The sequence below is a fragment of the Rhodococcus ruber NBRC 15591 genome, from assembly GCF_001894945.1.
GTDB lineage: Bacteria > Actinomycetota > Actinomycetes > Mycobacteriales > Mycobacteriaceae > Rhodococcus > Rhodococcus ruber.
Genome location: NZ_BCXE01000001.1, coordinates 606,213 through 621,939, shown reverse-complemented (window position 1 = coordinate 621,939; position 15,727 = coordinate 606,213). Strand labels below are relative to the sequence as shown.

Genomic DNA, 15,727 nt, shown 5'->3' with positions numbered 1-15,727 from the left:
ATCACCCCGCGAACCAACGTCCGCGGCGCTCCGGGGCAACCGTTCCAGCCTACCCACACCACCCGCCGGGAACAAACCCGACGCACTCGGTGGGATCGGCAACGGCCCAGAATCCTACCAGAAGATTCCGAACCGAACAATCAGGCGCCTGCGTCCAACCTCGTTGTCCCGAGTCCCTGCGGGCCGGGTCGGTGTCCGTGTCGCTCTGACCTGCAATAAGTTACGGGACGAATAACTGGACACCAAATCCGCTGGTCAAGCTCGTAGGCGGTGCCGTTTCCCCAGGTGGCAGACCGCCTCCGGCACCCTCGCCGCGTTGCCCGTTCCCAGTGATGCGCGGCACACTCGACTCCGGAGGCGGAGCTCGCTCGTTGCGATGCATGAAATGCCTTGGCGCACAACCACTTTCGAGGCATCGAGATCAGGATTCGGAGTTCACCCGTTCGATGACGCCCCCGAGTTCCTCGATGATCTCCACGAACCTCGGGTAGCCGCGATCGATGTGGTACACGTCGTGCACCTCGGTCACGCCGTCGGCGCACAGTCCGGCCAGGACCAATCCGGCGCCGGCCCGGATGTCCGACGACCACACCGGCGCGCTCGACAGTTCCTCGACTCCGCGGACCACGGCGTGATGTCCGTCGGTGCGAGCGTCGGCCCCGAGGCGGATCATCTCCTCGACGAACCGGAACCGCGCCTCGAAGACATTCTCCGTGATCATCGACGTTCCGTCGGCGACTGCCGCGAGACCGATCGCCATGGGCTGGAGGTCGGTGGGGAATCCCGGATACGGCAGGGTCGCGAAGTTGATCGCTCGGGGACGGTCGTGCTGGACGACCCGGAAGCCGTCGACTTCGGGGGTCACCTCCGCACCGGCGGCACGGAGCTTGTCGAGCACGAGGCTCAGGTGCTTCGGGTTGACGCCACGCACGCGCACGTCGCCGCGCGTCATCGCCGCCGCGATCCCCCATGTCGCCGCGACGATGCGATCTCCGATGACACGGTGGGTGGTGGGTTCGAGACGCGGAACGCCCGTGATCGTCAGTGTCGAGGTGCCGGCACCGGAGATGCGGGCCCCCATCTGAACGAGCATGTTGCACAGGTCCACGATCTCCGGCTCGCGGGCCGCGTTGTCGATCGTGGTCTCGCCGTTCGCCAGGACGGCGGCCATCAGGATGTTCTCGGTGGCCCCGACCGACGGAAAGGCCAGCCGGATCGCGTTGCCGTGCAGGGCGTCGGCCTCGGCCACCACGCAGCCGTGCTCGATGGTGCTGTGCGCCCCCAGCAGTCGGAGCCCCGTCTGGTGCATGTCGAGGGGGCGTGAACCGATGGCGTCACCGCCCGGCAGCGCGACGACGGCTTTCCGGCACCGGGCCACCAACGGCCCGAGGACACACACCGACGCCCGGAACTGCCGGACGGCGGCGAAATCGGCCTGATACTTCGGCTGCGCGGGAGTCGTGATGCGCGCCTCGTCGCCCTCGAGCTCGACGTCGCATCCGAGCCCGCGCAGGACCTCGGCCATCAGCGGGACGTCGAGAATGTCGGGGCAGTTGGTGATGACGCTCGTCCCCTCCGCCAACAGAGCGGCCGCCATCAGCTTGAGCACGCTGTTCTTGGCGCCCCCGACGACAACCTCACCGACAAGCCGGTTACCACCGGAGACAAGAAAGCGATCACTCACAACGCCACAGCCTATCGACCACACTGCGGGAATACGGGAGCGGTACCGTGACCTGCATGGCTGTCCATCTCACACGGATCTACACCCGCACCGGCGACGACGGTACGACGGGCCTCAGCGACTTCTCCCGGGTGTCGAAGAACGACCCGAGACTGGTCGCGTACGCGGACTGCGACGAGACGAACGCGGCACTCGGGGTGGCGCTCGCGTCGGCCGAGGTACCGGAGCGGATGGCGCCTGTCCTGCGCCAGATCCAGAACGACCTGTTCGACGCCGGAGCGGACCTGTCGACGCCGGTGGTACCGGAGCCGAAGTACCCGCCGCTGCGGATCACCCAGGCGTACATCGATCGGCTCGAACGCTGGTGCGACGAGTTCAACGAGGGTCTGGCGCCGCTCGATTCCTTCATTCTTCCCGGCGGTACCGTCCTGGCGGCCCAGCTGCACACGGCGCGGACGGTGGCACGGCGGGCGGAGCGCTCGGCGTGGGCGGCGGTGGCCGCTCACCCGGACGATACGAATGTGCTGCCGGCGAAGTACCTCAACCGGCTGTCGGATCTGCTCTTCATCCTCGGCCGGGTCGCGAACCCGGGCGGGGATGTGCTCTGGAAGCCGGGCGCGGGCGCGTGAAGAACGGTCGGCCGGGCGTCAGTTCGGCCGACCGCGCACGGACCGGTCCGACGGACGGGATTCGATCCAGGACAGGAAGGCGGTCAGCGCGCCGCTGTCGAGTGCAATCTCGAAACTGCTTGCGCCATCCTGGACTTCGAGGATCACGATGTCCTCGGTCATGATGTCGTACTCGCTGCCCTCGGGCGCTCGACGATTGCGTACCTCGACGCCCTGCCGGGCCAGCCGCGAGTCCGGACCCGGACGCAGGCTCGAGAGCTTGTAGAAGACGAGCGTGCGCTCGCCGTAACGGATGACGCCGTGCCGCCACCCGGCGCCGGCGCCGTTGGGCAGCCGGCGCAGTATCGCTGCGGTACCCCCGCCCCGCAGGGTGAGGAGGCGATACAGAAAAGCCGCGACGGCAACCGCGAGCAGTATCACCAGAACGATGAGAACAATCATTCCAACTGACACTGCTCGTCGGCTCCGTCGCGGCTTGTCGTATCCGTCAGGCCCGCTCGACGGCCCGGAGTCGGCCCCGGGCTGCCGCGATCTCGGCCTCGTCCTGGCTGTCGCTCAGCACGGCGCGCGCGGACTCGACGTCGATGTTCTCCGTCAGCTCCGCAGCCTCCGCGAGGATCGTCACCGTCGTGGCGGTCACCGAGAGGAAACCGCCGTGCACGGCCGCGACGACCCGATCGCCGTCGGCGGTGGTGATGGAGACGACACCGCCTTCCACGAGCTGGCCGAGGACCGGCTCGTGGCCCGGCATGACACCGATCTCGCCCTCGGTCGTCTGGGCGCTGACCAGCCGGGCGGTGCCCGACCAGAGGCGCTCCTCGACGGCAACGAGGTCCACGGTCATTTCAGCCATCGCGGACTACTTCCCGGCGATCTTCTTGGCAGCGGCCTCGACGTCGTCGAGTCCACCGCAGCTGTTGAACGCCTGCTCGGGCAGGTGGTCGAACTCACCCTTGGTGACGCGGTCGAACGCCTCGATGGTGTCACGCAGCGGCACCACGGAGCCGGGCTCGCCGGTGAACTTCTCGGCGACGATGAAGTTCTGGCCGAGGAACTTCTGGATACGACGGGCGCGGCCGACGAGGACCTTGTCCTCCTCGGAGAGCTCGTCCATGCCGAGGATGGCGATGATGTCCTGCAGCTCCTTGTACTTCTGCAGGATCCGCTTGACCTCGTTGGCGACCCGGAAGTGCTCGGCACCGACGATGCCGGGCTCGAGGATGCGCGAGGTCGACGTCAGCGGGTCCACAGCGGGGTAGATACCCATCTGCGAGATCGGACGCGAGAGCTCGGTGGTCGCATCGAGGTGCGCGAACGTCGTGGCCGGCGCCGGGTCGGTGTAGTCGTCGGCGGGCACGTAGATCGCCTGCAGCGAGGTGATCGAACGACCACGGGTCGAGGTGATGCGCTCCTGGAGCTCACCCATCTCGTCCGCGAGGGTCGGCTGGTAACCCACGGCCGACGGCATGCGGCCGAGCAGCGTCGAGACCTCGGAGCCGGCCTGGGTGAAGCGGAAGATGTTGTCGATGAACAGCAGCACGTCCTGGCCCTGGACATCGCGGAAGTACTCCGCCATGGTCAGCGCGGACAGGGCGACGCGCATACGCGTTCCCGGCGGCTCGTCCATCTGGCCGAAGACGAGGGCGGTGTCCTGGAGGACGCCCATCTCCTCCATCTCGAGGTGGAGGTCGGTGCCCTCACGGGTGCGCTCGCCGACGCCGGCGAACACCGACGTGCCGGAGAACTCACGCGCGATACGGGTGATCATCTCCTGGATCAGAACGGTCTTGCCGACGCCGGCACCACCGAACAGACCGATCTTGCCGCCCTTGACGTACGGGGTCAGCAGGTCGATGACCTTGATGCCGGTCTCGAGGATCTCGGTCTTGCCCTCGAGCTGGTCGAAGGCCGGCGGCTTGCGGTGGATGCCCCACTGCTCGCCGTCGCGTCCGGTGCCCGGGGCGTCCAGGCAGTCACCGAGGGCGTTGAACACGTGGCCCTTGACGACGTCGCCGACCGGCACCGAGATCGGGCGGCCCGTGTCGACGACCGTGGTGCCGCGCACCAGGCCGTCGGTGGGCTGCATGGAGATCGTGCGCACCAGGTTGTCACCCAGGTGCTGCGCGACCTCGAAGGTCAGGGTCTTCGCCACGGACGGCAGAGTGACCTCTGCGTGCAGGGCGTTGAACAGATCGGGAACGGCACCACGCGGGAACTCGACGTCCACGACGGGCCCGATGACCCGAACGACGCGGCCGGCAGTGGCCGAGGCCGCCCCCGCCCCGTAGTTATCGGTTGCTGCTGCGGTCATGTGCTTAGTCACTTCCTGCACTCGAGGCGAGCGCGTTGGCACCGCCGACGATCTCGCTGATTTCCTGGGTGATCTGGGCCTGGCGGGCCTGGTTGGCCTGACGGCTGAGGGTGTTCACCAGTTCCGTGGCGTTGTCGGTGGCCGCCTTCATGGCGGTACGCCGTGCGGCCGACTCCGACGCCGCGGCATCGAGCAGCGACGCGAAGATGCGGGTGCTGATGTACTTCGGCAGCAGGGCCGCGAGCAGCGTCGAGGCCTCCGGCTCGAAGTTGTAGCCGGGCCGCGGACCGCCGTTGCTGCCGACGTGCCGGCCGTCGGTGAGCATGTCCTCACCGAGGTCGATCTCGTCCTCGGTGACGGTCACCTCGAGCGGCGCCATGCGGCGCACCTCGGGGCTCTGGGTCAGCATCGAGACGAAGCGGGTGTAGACGATGTGCAGTTCGTCGACGCCCTCGATCGTGCCCTCACCGTTCGGCGCGGGAACCTCGTTGCCGGAGCCCGCCATGAACAGCTCCACCAGGTGACGGCTCGCCTTGGCCGCATCGGTGTAGCGCGGCTCCTGGGAGAACCCGGTCCACGCCCCCGCGACCGGCCGGCCGCGGAAGGTGTAGTAGCTCAGGCCCTTGGCACCGAGCACGTAGAGCACCGGCTCCTTGCCCTCGCTGACCAGCAGCTGACGCAGTTCCTCGGCCTCCTTGAGGACGTTGGCGTTGTAGCCACCGGCCATACCGCGGTCGCTGGTGACGACCAGGACCGCAGCACGCCTCGGGTTGGGCCGCTCGTTGAGCAGGGGGTGATCCAGCGACGCGGACGCACTCGCCAGCTCGGAGAGCACCTTGGTGATCTCCTCGGCGTACGGCTTGGACGCTGCCACTCGGGCCTGAGCCTTCGTGATCCGCGACGTCGCGATCAGCTCCTGCGCCTTGGTGATCTTCTTGGTCGAGTTGACCGACTTGATCCGCGAGCGGAGCTCGCGCAGGCTTGCCATTCGTCGATCACACTCCCTTCACAGGACGCTGGGTCATGGTCTCCACGCTCACTTGCGAACAGTGGTGCGCTTGACGGAAACCTGCTCCTGCTCGACCTCGTCGGCGCCCAGGGCCTCGGCCTCGGCCTCGTTCACGACGCGGGTTCCGTCGGAGGCGATGAAGCCCTCCTTGAACTTGTTGGTCGCGGCGAGCAGCGCGGAGGCGGACTCGTCGGTCAGCGCCTTGCCGCCGGCGATCTGCTCGTAGACACCCGACGCGCTGTGGTGCAGGTCCTCGAGCAGCTCGGTCTCGAAGCGGCGCACGTCACCGACGGGCACCGAGTCGTAGACACCCTGACCGGCGAGGTAGATCGACACGATCTGGTCCTCGACGGCGACCGGGGCGTACTGGTCCTGCTTGAGGAGCTCGACCAGACGCTGGCCGCGCTCGAGCTGCGCCTTCGACGCCGCGTCGAGGTCGGAGGCGAAGGCGGCGAACGCTTCGAGCTCGCGGAACTGCGCAAGCTCGAGACGCAGCGAGCCGGAGACCTTCTTCATGCCCTTGGTCTGCGCGGCGCCACCGACTCGGGAAACCGAGATACCGACGTTGATGGCGGGACGGATGCCCTTGTTGAACAGGTCGGACTCGAGGAAGACCTGGCCGTCGGTGATGGAGATGACGTTGGTCGGAATGTAGGCCGAGACGTCGTTGGCCTTGGTCTCGATGATCGGCAGGGCGGTCAGAGAACCGCCGCCGAGCTCGTCGGACAGCTTGGCCGAGCGCTCCAGCAGACGCGAGTGCAGGTAGAACACGTCGCCCGGGTAGGCCTCACGTCCCGGCGGGCGGCGCAGCAGCAGGGAGATGGCGCGGTACGCCTCGGCCTGCTTGGTGAGGTCGTCGAACACGATGAGCACGTGCTTGCCCTGGTACATCCAGTGCTGGCCGATGGCCGAACCGGTGTAGGGGGCGAGCCACTTGAAGCCGGCGGAGTCGGACGCGGGGGCCGCGACGATGGTGGTGTACTCCATCGCGCCGTGCTCCTCGAGGGCAGCCTTGACGCCCGCGATGGTGGAGCCCTTCTGGCCGATCGCGACGTAGATGCAGCGGACCTGCTGCTTCGGGTCGCCGGTGGCCCAGTTGGCCTTCTGGTTCAGGATCGCGTCGACGCAGACGGCGGTCTTGCCCGTCTTGCGGTCACCGATGACCAGCTGGCGCTGGCCGCGGCCGATCGGGGTCATCGCGTCGATGGCCTTGATGCCGGTCTGCAGCGGCTCCTCGACCGGCTGGCGCTGCAGCACGGTCGCGGCCTGCAGCTCCAGGGCCCGGTTCTCGGTCGCCTCGATGTCGCCGAGGCCGTCGATCGGCTGACCCAGGGGGTTCACGACGCGGCCGAGGTAGCCGTCGCCGACCGGCACCGACAGAACGTCGCCGGTCCGCTTGACTTCCTGGCCCTCTTCGAGGTCCTGGTAGTCGCCGAGGATGACAGCACCGATCTCGGTGGCGTCGAGGTTCAGGGCCACGCCCAGCACACCGCCGGGGAACTCCAGCAGCTCGTTGGCCATCGCCGACGGCAGACCGCTGATGTGCGCGATGCCGTCACTGGTGTCGGCGACCACGCCGACCTCCTCGCGGGAGGCCTCCGGGGAGTAGCTCGCGGTGTAGTTGTCGATCGCGCTACGGATCTCGTCGGAGGAGATCGTCAGCTCCGCCATGTTCTTCCTGCTCTCGGTATCTGGTCTTCGAAAAGATCGCAATGTGTGTGTGTTCGGTAGTGGACTACGTGAGGCTCTTGCGCACTGCGGCGAGTCGACCCGCGGCGGTGCCGTCGATGACCTCGTCGCCCACCCGGACGACCAATCCACTGAGAAGCTCGGGAACCACCTCGACGTGCACCGTGACCGGCTTGCCGTACGTTCTGGTCAGGATACCGGTGAGCCGTTCGGTCTGCGCCGCGCTGAGGGGTGCCGCACTGCGCACATGGGCGACGGCGCGGTCCCGCTGGGTGGCGGCGAGGTTCGACAGTTCGTCGAACGCATCGGCCGGGGCCTTGCTCTTCAGCCGTCCGACGGCCTGCACGGCCAGGGCCTCGGTGATCGCGGTGGACTTGCCGTAGAGCAACCGCGAGAGGAACTCGCGCTTGGCCGCCAGCGGCTTGGTGCGATCGGAGAGGGCCTGCTCGAGCTCGGCGTTGCCGGCCACGATGCGACCGAGCCGGAACAGCTCGTCCTCGACGGTGTCGAGCTGGTTCTGGTCGGCCGCTGCCGTCAGGAGGGCTTCGCGACCCAGCTGAACGAGGGAGTTGGTCAGGTCGGACTGGGTCGACCAGTCCTGCCCTGCCGCCGCCTTCAGGGTCGCGAGGGTGACGGGCGAGACCTTGCTCCCGAAGACCCGCTCGGCCAGCGCCTGCCGGCCGGCTGCCGGGGCCGAGGCGTCGGCCAGCGCACTCCGCAGGGTGCGCTGATCGTCGAGCACCTCGACCACCGAGAACAGCTCGGAGCCGGCCTGCGCCGCAGCTGCAGTTGCGGCACCCGCGGCAGCGGATGCGGTGCTCGACGCCAACGCGCCCTGCAGCGCGGAACGCGTCTGAGCGAGTGCCTCACGGCTTGCTGCGTACATGGTGCTCACTTTCGGGATGCAGAGTCAGCGCTGAGGGAGTCGAGCTCGCTGAGGAAGCGGTCGATCGAGCCGGCACGCTTGACGTCGTCGGAGAGGGACTCCCCGATGACCTTCTCGGCCAGATCCACGGCGGTGCGGCCGAGATCACCGCGCAGCTCGGTCACGATCTGCTGGCGCTGGGCCTGCAGCTGGTTGTGACCGGCGGCGACGATGCGGTCGCTCTCCTCCTGGGCCTGAGCCTTCATGTCCGCGATGATCTGCTGGCCCTGGGCGCGGGCCTCCTCACGGATCTGCGCCGCCTCGGTGCGGGCCTCGGCGAGCTGCGCGCGGTACTGCTCGAGCGCGGCCTTTGCCTCGGCCTGAGCTTCCTCGGCCTTCTTGATGCCGCCTTCGATCAGCTCCGAACGCTCGTCGAGCACCTTCTGGAACAGCGGAAGCACGTACTTCCAGAAGACGAGCCCGACGATGATCAGGGCGACCAGCGACCAGACGATGTCGTACGTCGCGGGAAGCAGAGGGTTCTGGTCCTCTGCCTCCGCCGCGAGCAACAGGATGCTGTCAGCCATGGTCGTCAGATCAGAAGATGAAGCCGGCGACGATACCGATCAGCGCCAGGGCCTCGGTGAACGCGATACCGAGGAACATGGTGGTGCGCAGCTGGCCGGCCATCTCGGGCTGGCGGGCCATGCCCTCGATCGCCTTGCCGACGACGATGCCGATGCCGATGCCGGGGCCGATGGCCGCGAGGCCGTAGCCGACCGCACCGAGACCGCTGATGGTGCTCTCCGTCTGGGCGAGGACGTCAACTGCCTGAAGCGCAACGCTCATTGGTGTTCCATTCCCTTTCTTGTGGCTCGGCCCCGGGGATCGGCAACCGAGTCAGTCTGTGTGTTGTGTGGGTAGTGCCGGTCGGCGTGCTAGTGCTCTTCGGCGTGCAGCGCGAGGTCGATGTACACCGCAGTCAACAGCGCGAAGATGTACGCCTGCAGGACGATCACCAGCAGCTCGAAGAAGGTGAACGCGATGCCACCGATCAGCGAGCCGATACCGAAGATCTTCATCGCGCCGTCGGCGCTGAAGAAGAAGAACTGGGTTGCGCTGAAGAACAGCACCAGCATGATGTGGCCGGCCAGCATGTTCGCCATGAGACGGATGGTGAGCGTGAACGGGCGCAGCAGGAACGTCGAGATGAACTCGATCGGGATGACCAGCACGTGCAGCGCGGGCGGCAGGTTCGGCACGACGATGCTGCTCTTGACGTAGCGGAAGAACCCGTACTTCTTGATGCCCACGTAGTTGAAGACGACGTAGGCGAGCGCGGCCAGGACGATCGGCATGCCGATACGCGCGTTCGACGAGATGTTCAGGAACGGGATGACCGACGTCAGGTTGAGACCGACCACGAGGAAGAAGATGGTCACGAGAACCGGAAGGAATCGGCGGCCCTGCTGCTTGCCGAGGATGTCCTCGGCGATGTTGATCCGCACGAAGTCGATCATGATCTCGGCGACGTTCTGCACACCGCGGGGCACGATCTTCGGGCTGCGCATCGCGAGCGCGAAGAACAGCGCCACGAGCACGGCCACGACGACGCGGATGAGCATCAGGCGGTCCATTTCGAAGGGGGTGCCTTCGAACAGAACTGCTGGGGGGAAGAAATCGGCTAGTGACGGCGCGTGGAATTCTCCGGCAGCCAAGGTGGTGACGCTCAGCGCTCTCTCCCGTAGTCGGCCGCAGGCATTGCCGTCTGCGGTTCGATCGGACATTGACGATCCAACAAGTCGACCAGGTCGGCTCGCGTATTCGCCAGCTGCTGTCGGCTCCCGATCGGGGCCAGCGTCTGTCGGTGTCGGCGACTCTCGTCGACTCGGCGGCCATTCGAACACGACCGCCTGCGAGGACACAACCGCACTCGACTCCTCGGGAATCGCAGGCAGTCGCACTCGCTTGGGACGACCTTATCAACACTTCTACGACGTTGTGTAGGCGGGTGCCCGTACCGCGAGGTCATTGACAACGACGGTACTACCGTTCGTCGTTGTTCCCCTGCTCAGCGCTACCGGCAGGCTCCACGTAGAGCGCGCGCTGCGACAGCACGCCGTAGGTCTCGGCGCCCAGGACGACGAGCAGCGCGAAGACGATCGTGAGCACGAGCACGCCCTTGTCGTAGAAGTCGAGCGGCCTGAGCAGCATCATCACCACGATCGCGAGGATCAGCTTGAGCAGCCAGGTGCCCAGCAGCACCGCACCCGCCGTCGTCGCCGGAAGACGGGCGGTGAGCAGCACGCCGAGCGCGGTGAAGAGGATGAAGCCGCCGCCCACGGCAGCGCCGATCAGCGCACCCCACACGCCCGGCAGACCGGCGACGAGGCCACCGATCACGGTGGCGACGACCGTCAGCACGATGAGCCCGAGCACGCCGTACCGGACGGCGGCGCGCATCGGCGCGGAGGAATCGGGCAGGGCGGGCAAGGGCTGATCCGGGGAGGTCACGGGAGTCAAGCCTAACGGACCCGTCCCCGGCGCCGGCGTCGCCGGGGACGGCCGGCGTCGTCGTGACGCAGCGACGGCACCGCCGTGACGACCAGCGCGAACACCAGTCCACCCGCCATGAGCAGTACGACGGCCCGCCGGTCGAGCAGCGAGGAACCGACGGCCCCGAACGCGAGCACCCCGACCCACAGGTAGATCAACAGCACCACCCGGCGGTGCGAGTGCCCGATCTGCAGCAGTCGATGGTGCAGGTGCATCTTGTCCGGGCTGAACGGGCTGACCCCGGCCCGGGTGCGCCGGACGACCGCCAGCAGCAGGTCGAGGATGGGGATGAACATGACCGCCCCCACGAGGATCAGCGGGGAGAGCAGGCCGAGCAGGTCGCGGGTGCCGTAGGCCGCCAAGGGGATGCGTCCCGACGCGCTCGTCGAGATCGCCGCCAGCATCAGGCCGATCAGCATCGATCCGGAGTCGCCCATGAAGATCCGGGCCGGCTGGAAGTTGTGCGGCAGGAAGCCGAGGCAGGCTCCCGCGAGGGCCGCGGCGATCAGGGCGGGCGGATACGCCCCCACATCCCCGCCCTGATCGTGCAGCAGCCCGACGGAGAACACACAGATCGCGACGGCCGCGATCAGCCCGAGACCGGCCGCGAGACCGTCGAGACCGTCGACGAAGTTCATCGCGTTGATCATCACCACCGCAACCAGGACGGTGAACAGTCCCGCCTGCAGCTGGTCGAGGATGAGGGTGCTGCCACCGAAGGGCTCGTAGATGACGATCCAGCTCACGCCCATGACGACGAGCACGCCCGCCGCCGTGACCTGCCCGACGAACTTGGTCAGCGCGTCGAGTCCCCAACGGTCGTCGATGATCCCGACGATCACGATGATGGTGCCCGAGACCAGCGCCGCTCCCATGTCGGGGGTGTACTCGAACCCTCGGGTCAGGGCGGGCAGTTGCTGGGCGAACAGCAGGCCCGCCACCAAGCCGAAGTACATTCCGACGCCGCCCAGCCGCGGTGTCGGCTGCACATGCACGTCCCGGTCCCGGGGCACCGCGACGGCGCCGAACCGGATCGCGGCGATCCGCACGGCCCCCGTCGAGAGGAAGGTGACGACCGCGGCGGTGAGGAGCACGAGCAGCAGCTCGCGGATGGGCACGCCGGCGCCGCGGCCCGATTGGGCCAGCACCAGGGATGCCGTGTCGGCGACAGTCACTTCGTCCGGTCCCCGCCGTCACTCCCCGCCGGTACGCAGCTGCGCCGGATCCTCGCCCAGCACCTCCGCGATGTCCTCGACCGCCACGGCCCCCTCGCGCAGCACGCGCGGACGATCGGCGGTCAGGTCGACGATGGTGGAGGCGACGGCGTGTTCGGCCGGGCCGCCGTCGAGGTACACGCTGGCCGATCCGCCGAGCTGGGCGCGCGCCTCGTCCACCGTGGTGGCCGGCGGCCGGCCGGAGACGTTCGCGCTCGACACCGCCAGGGGGCCCACCTCGCGCAGCAGCTCGAGCACCACGGGGTGCAGTGGCATGCGCAGCATCACGGTGCCGCGCGTATCCCCCAGGTCCCACGCGAGCGAGGGAGCTTGGTGCACAACAAGACTCAGACCGCCGGGCCAGAACGCGCGGATCAGTTCCCGCGCCTGCGGGCGGACGGTGTTCACCAGGCCGTCGATCGTGTTCCACGACCCGACGAGCACCGGCACCGGCATGTCCCGGCCCCGGCCCTTGGCACGCAGCAGGCCGGTCACCGCATCGCTGTCGAAGGCATCCGCCGCGAGCCCGTACACCGTGTCGGTGGGGACGACGACGAGCCTGCCGGCCTTCAGCGCGCCCTTGGCGGCCGTCAGGCCGGCGGCCCGGGAATCGGGGCTGTTGCAGTCGTAGACGGTGCTCACGGGTTCATCCTTCCACTGCGGCGAACGAGTCCGGCATCACACACCGGACTCCCCCTGCGCTCGGGCACGTCGCGCCTCCACGTCGGTCGGGACCCGGCGGGCGACGACGAACCGCGGCCGCCCCGCCAGATCCGGGTGCTCGGTCACCTCACCGAACACGCGGCGCTGCGCGAACAGCTCCGCGACCAGGGGCCCGTTGGTGTCGTCGTGCTCGATGCCGACCGCACCGCCGATGCGCAGCCACCGGGCGATGTTCGCGACCATCGGTTTGATCACCGACAGCCCGTCCGGGCCGCCGAACAGCGCCGAGTGCGGATCGTGCTCGATCACCTCGGGCGGGAGGTCGGTGCCCTCGGGGATGTAGGGCGGGTTCGACACCACGACGTCGACCCGGCCCTCGAGGGCGGTGAGCAGGTTGCGGTCCGTCACGTCTCCCTGATGCAGGAGGATCGGCGTGTCTCCTGCCGCCGCGCAGCGTTCCGCGTTCCGCCGCGCCCAGGCGAGGGCATGGGGCTCGAGTTCGACCGCGTGCACGATCGCGTCGGGCCGGGCGTGCGCGATCGCCAGCGCGAGGGCGCCCGAGCCGGTGCACAGGTCGAGCACGACCGGCGGATTTTCCTGCAGGCCCTCGAGGTGCGCCAGGGCCCAGGCCAGCAGTAGTTCGGTTTCGGGTCGCGGGACGAAGACGCCGGGACCCACCTCGATGTCGATCTCCCCCATTCCCGTGCTGCCGGTGATGTACTGCAACGGGATCCGCTTGGCGCGCTGCGCGATCATCGCCCGGTACGCGTCGACCATGGCCGGGTCGACGAGCGGCACGAGCCCGAGACGGGTGCGCTCGATGCCGAGCAGGTGCGCGGCGAGCAGTTCGGCGTCCACACGCGGACTGGGGACACCGGCTTCCTCGAGCACCGACACCGCTTCGAGGATCGCCAGGCGCAGGGGTTGACGAGTCACGGCGTACAGACTGCCATGCCGGTCACGCGACGGAAACGGACAGGTCACTCATCGGGTCGGTGTACGGCATGATCGGAATCGTCCGATTCGGACCAGGACTACGGAACTACGGAGAGGATCTTCCTGTGACGAAGTCGAAATTCACGGTTCGGGCAGCGTCCGTCGTCGCATTCGGTGCCGCCGGCGCCCTCGCGGCACCCGGACTCGCGTCCGCGTCGCCGATCGACGTCCAACCCACCCCGCTGCTCTGCAGCTACGTCGCGCCGGTCCACAGCGTGACCGAGACGGACAGCGAGGCCCTCGAGGAGGGTCAGCTGTTCTTCGCGGTCGGCGAGCAGAAGGCGCAGAACGGGCAGCTCAACTGGGTCAACACGGCCACCTGGCAGACCGGGGGCGCCTCGTTGACCGCGTCGCCGCAGAGCAGCGAGGTTCCGGTCGCGCTCCTGAACACGGGACCCGGCACGGTCGTGTCCGCCGTGTGGGGACCGCACCGGAACGCGAAGGGTGAGAACTGCTTCCTGCTTCCCGGCATCGACATCTCGCAGGTGCCCGGGGACGACGACCCGGGTGACGAGCCCGGCGAGCCCGCTCCGTAACGGACCGGTACCCGGCTCACGCGTCATTCCGCCGTGAGCCGGGCCTCCCGGTCGGCCGTGCCCAGTGCATCGAGCAGGGCGTCCATGTCGCCGTCGAGCACCGCGTCGAGGTTGTGGGCCTTGAAGCCGATGCGGTGATCGGTGATCCGGTTCTCGGGGAAGTTGTAGGTGCGGATGCGTTCGGAGCGGTCCACCGTGCGCACCTGGCTGGCCCGTCCCGCAGACGCCTCCGCCTCGGCGGCCTCCTCCGCCGCCGCCTGCAGCCGCGCGGCGAGGACCTGCATCGCCCGCGCCTTGTTCTGCAGCTGGGACCGCTCGTTCTGGCAGGTGACGACGATGCCCGTGGGCAGGTGCGTGATGCGCACCGCCGAGTCGGTGGTGTTGACGCCCTGACCGCCCTTGCCGGAGGAGCGGTACACGTCGATGCGCAGATCCGACTCGTCGATCTGGACTTGCTCCACCTCGTCCGGCTCGGGATAGATGAACACGCCGGCCGCGGAGGTGTGCACGCGGCCCTGGGACTCGGTGACGGGGACGCGCTGGACACGATGCACCCCGCCCTCGAACTTCAGGCGGGACCAGACACCGTCACGCACATCGCTCTTCGACTTGATCGACAGCGTCGCGTCCTTGTAGCCGCCGAGATCGGAGATGGTCGCGCCGAGGACCTCCACGCGCCAGCCGGCGCGTTCCGCGTACCGGATGTACATGCGGGCGAGGTCGGCGGCGAACAGCGCGGATTCCTCCCCGCCCTCCCCCGACTTGACCTCGAGCACGACGTCGTCCCCGTCGTGCGGGTCGCGGGGGGCGAGCAGGTCGGTGAGGGCCTTGTCGAGCTCGCCGACGCGTTCTTCGAGAGCCGGCACCTCGGCGGCGAACGCGGCGTCGTCCGCGGCCAGTTCCCGCGCGGCCTCGAGATCGTCGCGCGCGGCCCGCAGCTTGGTGTAGGTGGCCATGACGGGAGCGAGCTCGGCGAACCGCTTGCCGACCCTGCGCGCCGCCGCCGGGTCGTTGTGCAGCGCCGGGTCGGACAGCTGCTGCTCGAGTCCGGCGTGTTCGGCCAGGATGTCGTCGATGGCCGACGGCTTGGTCTGCCCCGCCATGTGATTCGCTCCACTCGTCCGTCGTGGCGGCCCGTGCCGCGCACGGATCCGGAGAAAAAAAGCCGACGCCCGGCCTGTGACTGAGACAGAACCGGGCGTCGGCGAGACAGCTACTGGTCGGCAGCGGCCTTCTTGGAGGCGCGCTTGCCGTAGCGAGCCTCGAAGCGGGCGACGCGTCCGCCGGTGTCGAGGATCTTCTGCTTGCCCGTGTAGAACGGGTGGCACTGCGAGCAGACCTCGACGGTGATCCGTCCCGACTCCGCGGTGCTGCGCGTCTCGAACGTGTTCCCGCAACCGCAGACGACCGTGGTCGTCCCGTAGTTGGGGTGGATTCCTGCCTTCATGGTGTCCCTTTCGTGGCCGCCGGGTCGCCTCCGCGGATCGGAGACGTGAACCGGGACCGGACTGAGCTGTTCGATTATGCCAAACGCAGGCCCGGGACGAGAAATTCCGTCCCGGGCATGCGCCGCCG

At 68.3% G+C, this 15,727-nt stretch carries 18 protein-coding genes; 2 read left to right on the top strand and 16 right to left on the bottom strand.

Annotated elements, in window-relative coordinates; all coding sequences use genetic code 11:
• Nucleotides 1-421: 421 nt before the first annotated feature.
• Nucleotides 422-1,684, bottom strand: coding sequence for a UDP-N-acetylglucosamine 1-carboxyvinyltransferase (gene murA / locus RR3_RS02780; RefSeq protein WP_010595889.1), 1,263 nt, complete (start codon nt 1,682-1,684; stop codon nt 422-424).
• A 56-nt stretch (nt 1,685-1,740) separates the two neighbouring features.
• On the opposite strand from murA, the gene RR3_RS02775 reads away from it, so the two are divergent.
• Nucleotides 1,741-2,313 (top strand): cob(I)yrinic acid a,c-diamide adenosyltransferase, encoded by a 573-nt coding sequence (locus tag RR3_RS02775; protein ID WP_010595888.1) that lies wholly within the window; start codon nt 1,741-1,743, stop codon nt 2,311-2,313.
• An 18-nt stretch (nt 2,314-2,331) separates the two neighbouring features.
• Here RR3_RS02775 and RR3_RS02770 read toward each other — a convergent pair whose 3' ends face one another.
• From RR3_RS02770 to prmC, 13 genes are all read right to left on the bottom strand, one after another.
• Nucleotides 2,332-2,754: a DUF2550 domain-containing protein gene (locus tag RR3_RS02770; RefSeq protein WP_010595887.1), complete on the bottom strand. Its 423-nt coding sequence runs from the start codon at nt 2,752-2,754 to the stop codon at nt 2,332-2,334.
• Nucleotides 2,755-2,800: 46 nt separating this feature from the next.
• Complete coding sequence (locus RR3_RS02765) at nt 2,801-3,166, bottom strand: F0F1 ATP synthase subunit epsilon (RefSeq protein WP_026138061.1); 366 nt, start codon at nt 3,164-3,166, stop codon at nt 2,801-2,803.
• Between the two features lie 6 nt (nt 3,167-3,172).
• Nucleotides 3,173-4,624 carry a F0F1 ATP synthase subunit beta gene (gene atpD / locus RR3_RS02760; protein WP_010595885.1) on the bottom strand — a complete coding sequence of 484 codons (1,452 nt, stop codon included), beginning with the start codon at nt 4,622-4,624 and terminating at the stop codon, nt 3,173-3,175.
• Nucleotides 4,625-4,628: 4 nt separating this feature from the next.
• Complete coding sequence (locus RR3_RS02755; protein ID WP_010595884.1) at nt 4,629-5,612, bottom strand: F0F1 ATP synthase subunit gamma; 984 nt, start codon at nt 5,610-5,612, stop codon at nt 4,629-4,631.
• Nucleotides 5,613-5,660: 48 nt separating this feature from the next.
• On the bottom strand, nt 5,661-7,304 hold the full coding sequence (gene atpA, locus RR3_RS02750; protein WP_017682014.1) for a F0F1 ATP synthase subunit alpha: 1,644 nt from the start codon (nt 7,302-7,304) through the stop codon (nt 5,661-5,663).
• A gap of 64 nt (nt 7,305-7,368) precedes the next feature.
• Nucleotides 7,369-8,208, bottom strand: a complete 840-nt coding sequence (locus tag RR3_RS02745) for a F0F1 ATP synthase subunit delta (protein ID WP_010595882.1) — start codon at nt 8,206-8,208, stop codon at nt 7,369-7,371.
• Nucleotides 8,209-8,213: 5 nt separating this feature from the next.
• Nucleotides 8,214-8,774: a F0F1 ATP synthase subunit B gene (locus RR3_RS02740; protein ID WP_006944352.1), complete on the bottom strand. Its 561-nt coding sequence runs from the start codon at nt 8,772-8,774 to the stop codon at nt 8,214-8,216.
• A 10-nt stretch (nt 8,775-8,784) separates the two neighbouring features.
• The gene (locus tag RR3_RS02735; protein WP_003935756.1) at nt 8,785-9,036 is read right to left on the bottom strand and encodes an ATP synthase F0 subunit C; all 252 of its coding nucleotides are present in this window, start codon (nt 9,034-9,036) and stop codon (nt 8,785-8,787) included.
• A gap of 89 nt (nt 9,037-9,125) precedes the next feature.
• Nucleotides 9,126-9,974 (bottom strand): F0F1 ATP synthase subunit A, encoded by an 849-nt coding sequence (atpB, locus tag RR3_RS02730; protein WP_172603547.1) that lies wholly within the window; start codon nt 9,972-9,974, stop codon nt 9,126-9,128.
• Between the two features lie 259 nt (nt 9,975-10,233).
• Entirely contained in the window at nt 10,234-10,650 is a 417-nt protein-coding gene (locus tag RR3_RS02725) for a Cg1360 family ATP-synthase-associated protein (RefSeq protein ID WP_010595881.1), read from the bottom strand.
• A 62-nt stretch (nt 10,651-10,712) separates the two neighbouring features.
• Nucleotides 10,713-11,918 (bottom strand): MraY family glycosyltransferase, encoded by a 1,206-nt coding sequence (locus tag RR3_RS02720; protein WP_010595880.1) that lies wholly within the window; start codon nt 11,916-11,918, stop codon nt 10,713-10,715.
• A gap of 18 nt (nt 11,919-11,936) precedes the next feature.
• Entirely contained in the window at nt 11,937-12,599 is a 663-nt protein-coding gene (locus RR3_RS02715) for an L-threonylcarbamoyladenylate synthase (RefSeq protein WP_010595879.1), read from the bottom strand.
• A 36-nt stretch (nt 12,600-12,635) separates the two neighbouring features.
• Complete coding sequence (gene prmC / locus RR3_RS02710; RefSeq protein WP_026138059.1) at nt 12,636-13,556, bottom strand: peptide chain release factor N(5)-glutamine methyltransferase; 921 nt, start codon at nt 13,554-13,556, stop codon at nt 12,636-12,638.
• A 125-nt stretch (nt 13,557-13,681) separates the two neighbouring features.
• Here prmC and RR3_RS02705 point away from each other — a divergent pair, with 125 nt between their 5' ends.
• On the top strand, nt 13,682-14,152 hold the full coding sequence (locus RR3_RS02705) for a hypothetical protein (RefSeq protein WP_010595877.1): 471 nt from the start codon (nt 13,682-13,684) through the stop codon (nt 14,150-14,152).
• 23 nt (nt 14,153-14,175) lie between these two features.
• Here the strand turns inward: RR3_RS02705 and prfA are convergent, their stop codons facing one another.
• Both prfA and rpmE read right to left on the bottom strand, forming a co-directional pair.
• Entirely contained in the window at nt 14,176-15,255 is a 1,080-nt protein-coding gene (prfA, locus tag RR3_RS02700) for a peptide chain release factor 1 (RefSeq protein ID WP_010595876.1), read from the bottom strand.
• A gap of 110 nt (nt 15,256-15,365) precedes the next feature.
• Nucleotides 15,366-15,599 (bottom strand): 50S ribosomal protein L31, encoded by a 234-nt coding sequence (gene rpmE / locus RR3_RS02695; RefSeq protein ID WP_010595875.1) that lies wholly within the window; start codon nt 15,597-15,599, stop codon nt 15,366-15,368.
• Between the last annotated feature and the right edge of the window lie 128 nt (nt 15,600-15,727).

Bases quoted from the DNA above. Each gene is read 5' to 3' on its own strand.
- rpmE (WP_010595875.1), bottom strand. From the start codon at position 15,599: ATGAAGGCAGGAATCCACCCCAACTACGGGACGACCACGGTCGTCTGC.
- RR3_RS02735 (WP_003935756.1), bottom strand. From the start codon at position 9,036: ATGAGCGTTGCGCTTCAGGCAGTTGACGTCCTCGCCCAGACGGAGAGC.
- RR3_RS02725 (WP_010595881.1), bottom strand. From the start codon at position 10,650: ATGCGCGCCGCCGTCCGGTACGGCGTGCTCGGGCTCATCGTGCTGACG.
- RR3_RS02755 (WP_010595884.1), bottom strand. From the start codon at position 5,612: ATGGCAAGCCTGCGCGAGCTCCGCTCGCGGATCAAGTCGGTCAACTCG.
- RR3_RS02770 (WP_010595887.1), bottom strand. From the start codon at position 2,754: ATGATTGTTCTCATCGTTCTGGTGATACTGCTCGCGGTTGCCGTCGCG.
- prfA (WP_010595876.1), bottom strand. From the start codon at position 15,255: ATGGCGGGGCAGACCAAGCCGTCGGCCATCGACGACATCCTGGCCGAA.
- RR3_RS02740 (WP_006944352.1), bottom strand. From the start codon at position 8,774: ATGGCTGACAGCATCCTGTTGCTCGCGGCGGAGGCAGAGGACCAGAAC.
- atpA (WP_017682014.1), bottom strand. From the start codon at position 7,304: ATGGCGGAGCTGACGATCTCCTCCGACGAGATCCGTAGCGCGATCGAC.
- RR3_RS02745 (WP_010595882.1), bottom strand. From the start codon at position 8,208: ATGTACGCAGCAAGCCGTGAGGCACTCGCTCAGACGCGTTCCGCGCTG.
- atpB (WP_172603547.1), bottom strand. From the start codon at position 9,974: ATGTCCGATCGAACCGCAGACGGCAATGCCTGCGGCCGACTACGGGAG.
- atpD (WP_010595885.1), bottom strand. From the start codon at position 4,624: ATGACCGCAGCAGCAACCGATAACTACGGGGCGGGGGCGGCCTCGGCC.
- RR3_RS02765 (WP_026138061.1), bottom strand. From the start codon at position 3,166: ATGGCTGAAATGACCGTGGACCTCGTTGCCGTCGAGGAGCGCCTCTGG.
- RR3_RS02775 (WP_010595888.1), top strand. From the start codon at position 1,741: ATGGCTGTCCATCTCACACGGATCTACACCCGCACCGGCGACGACGGT.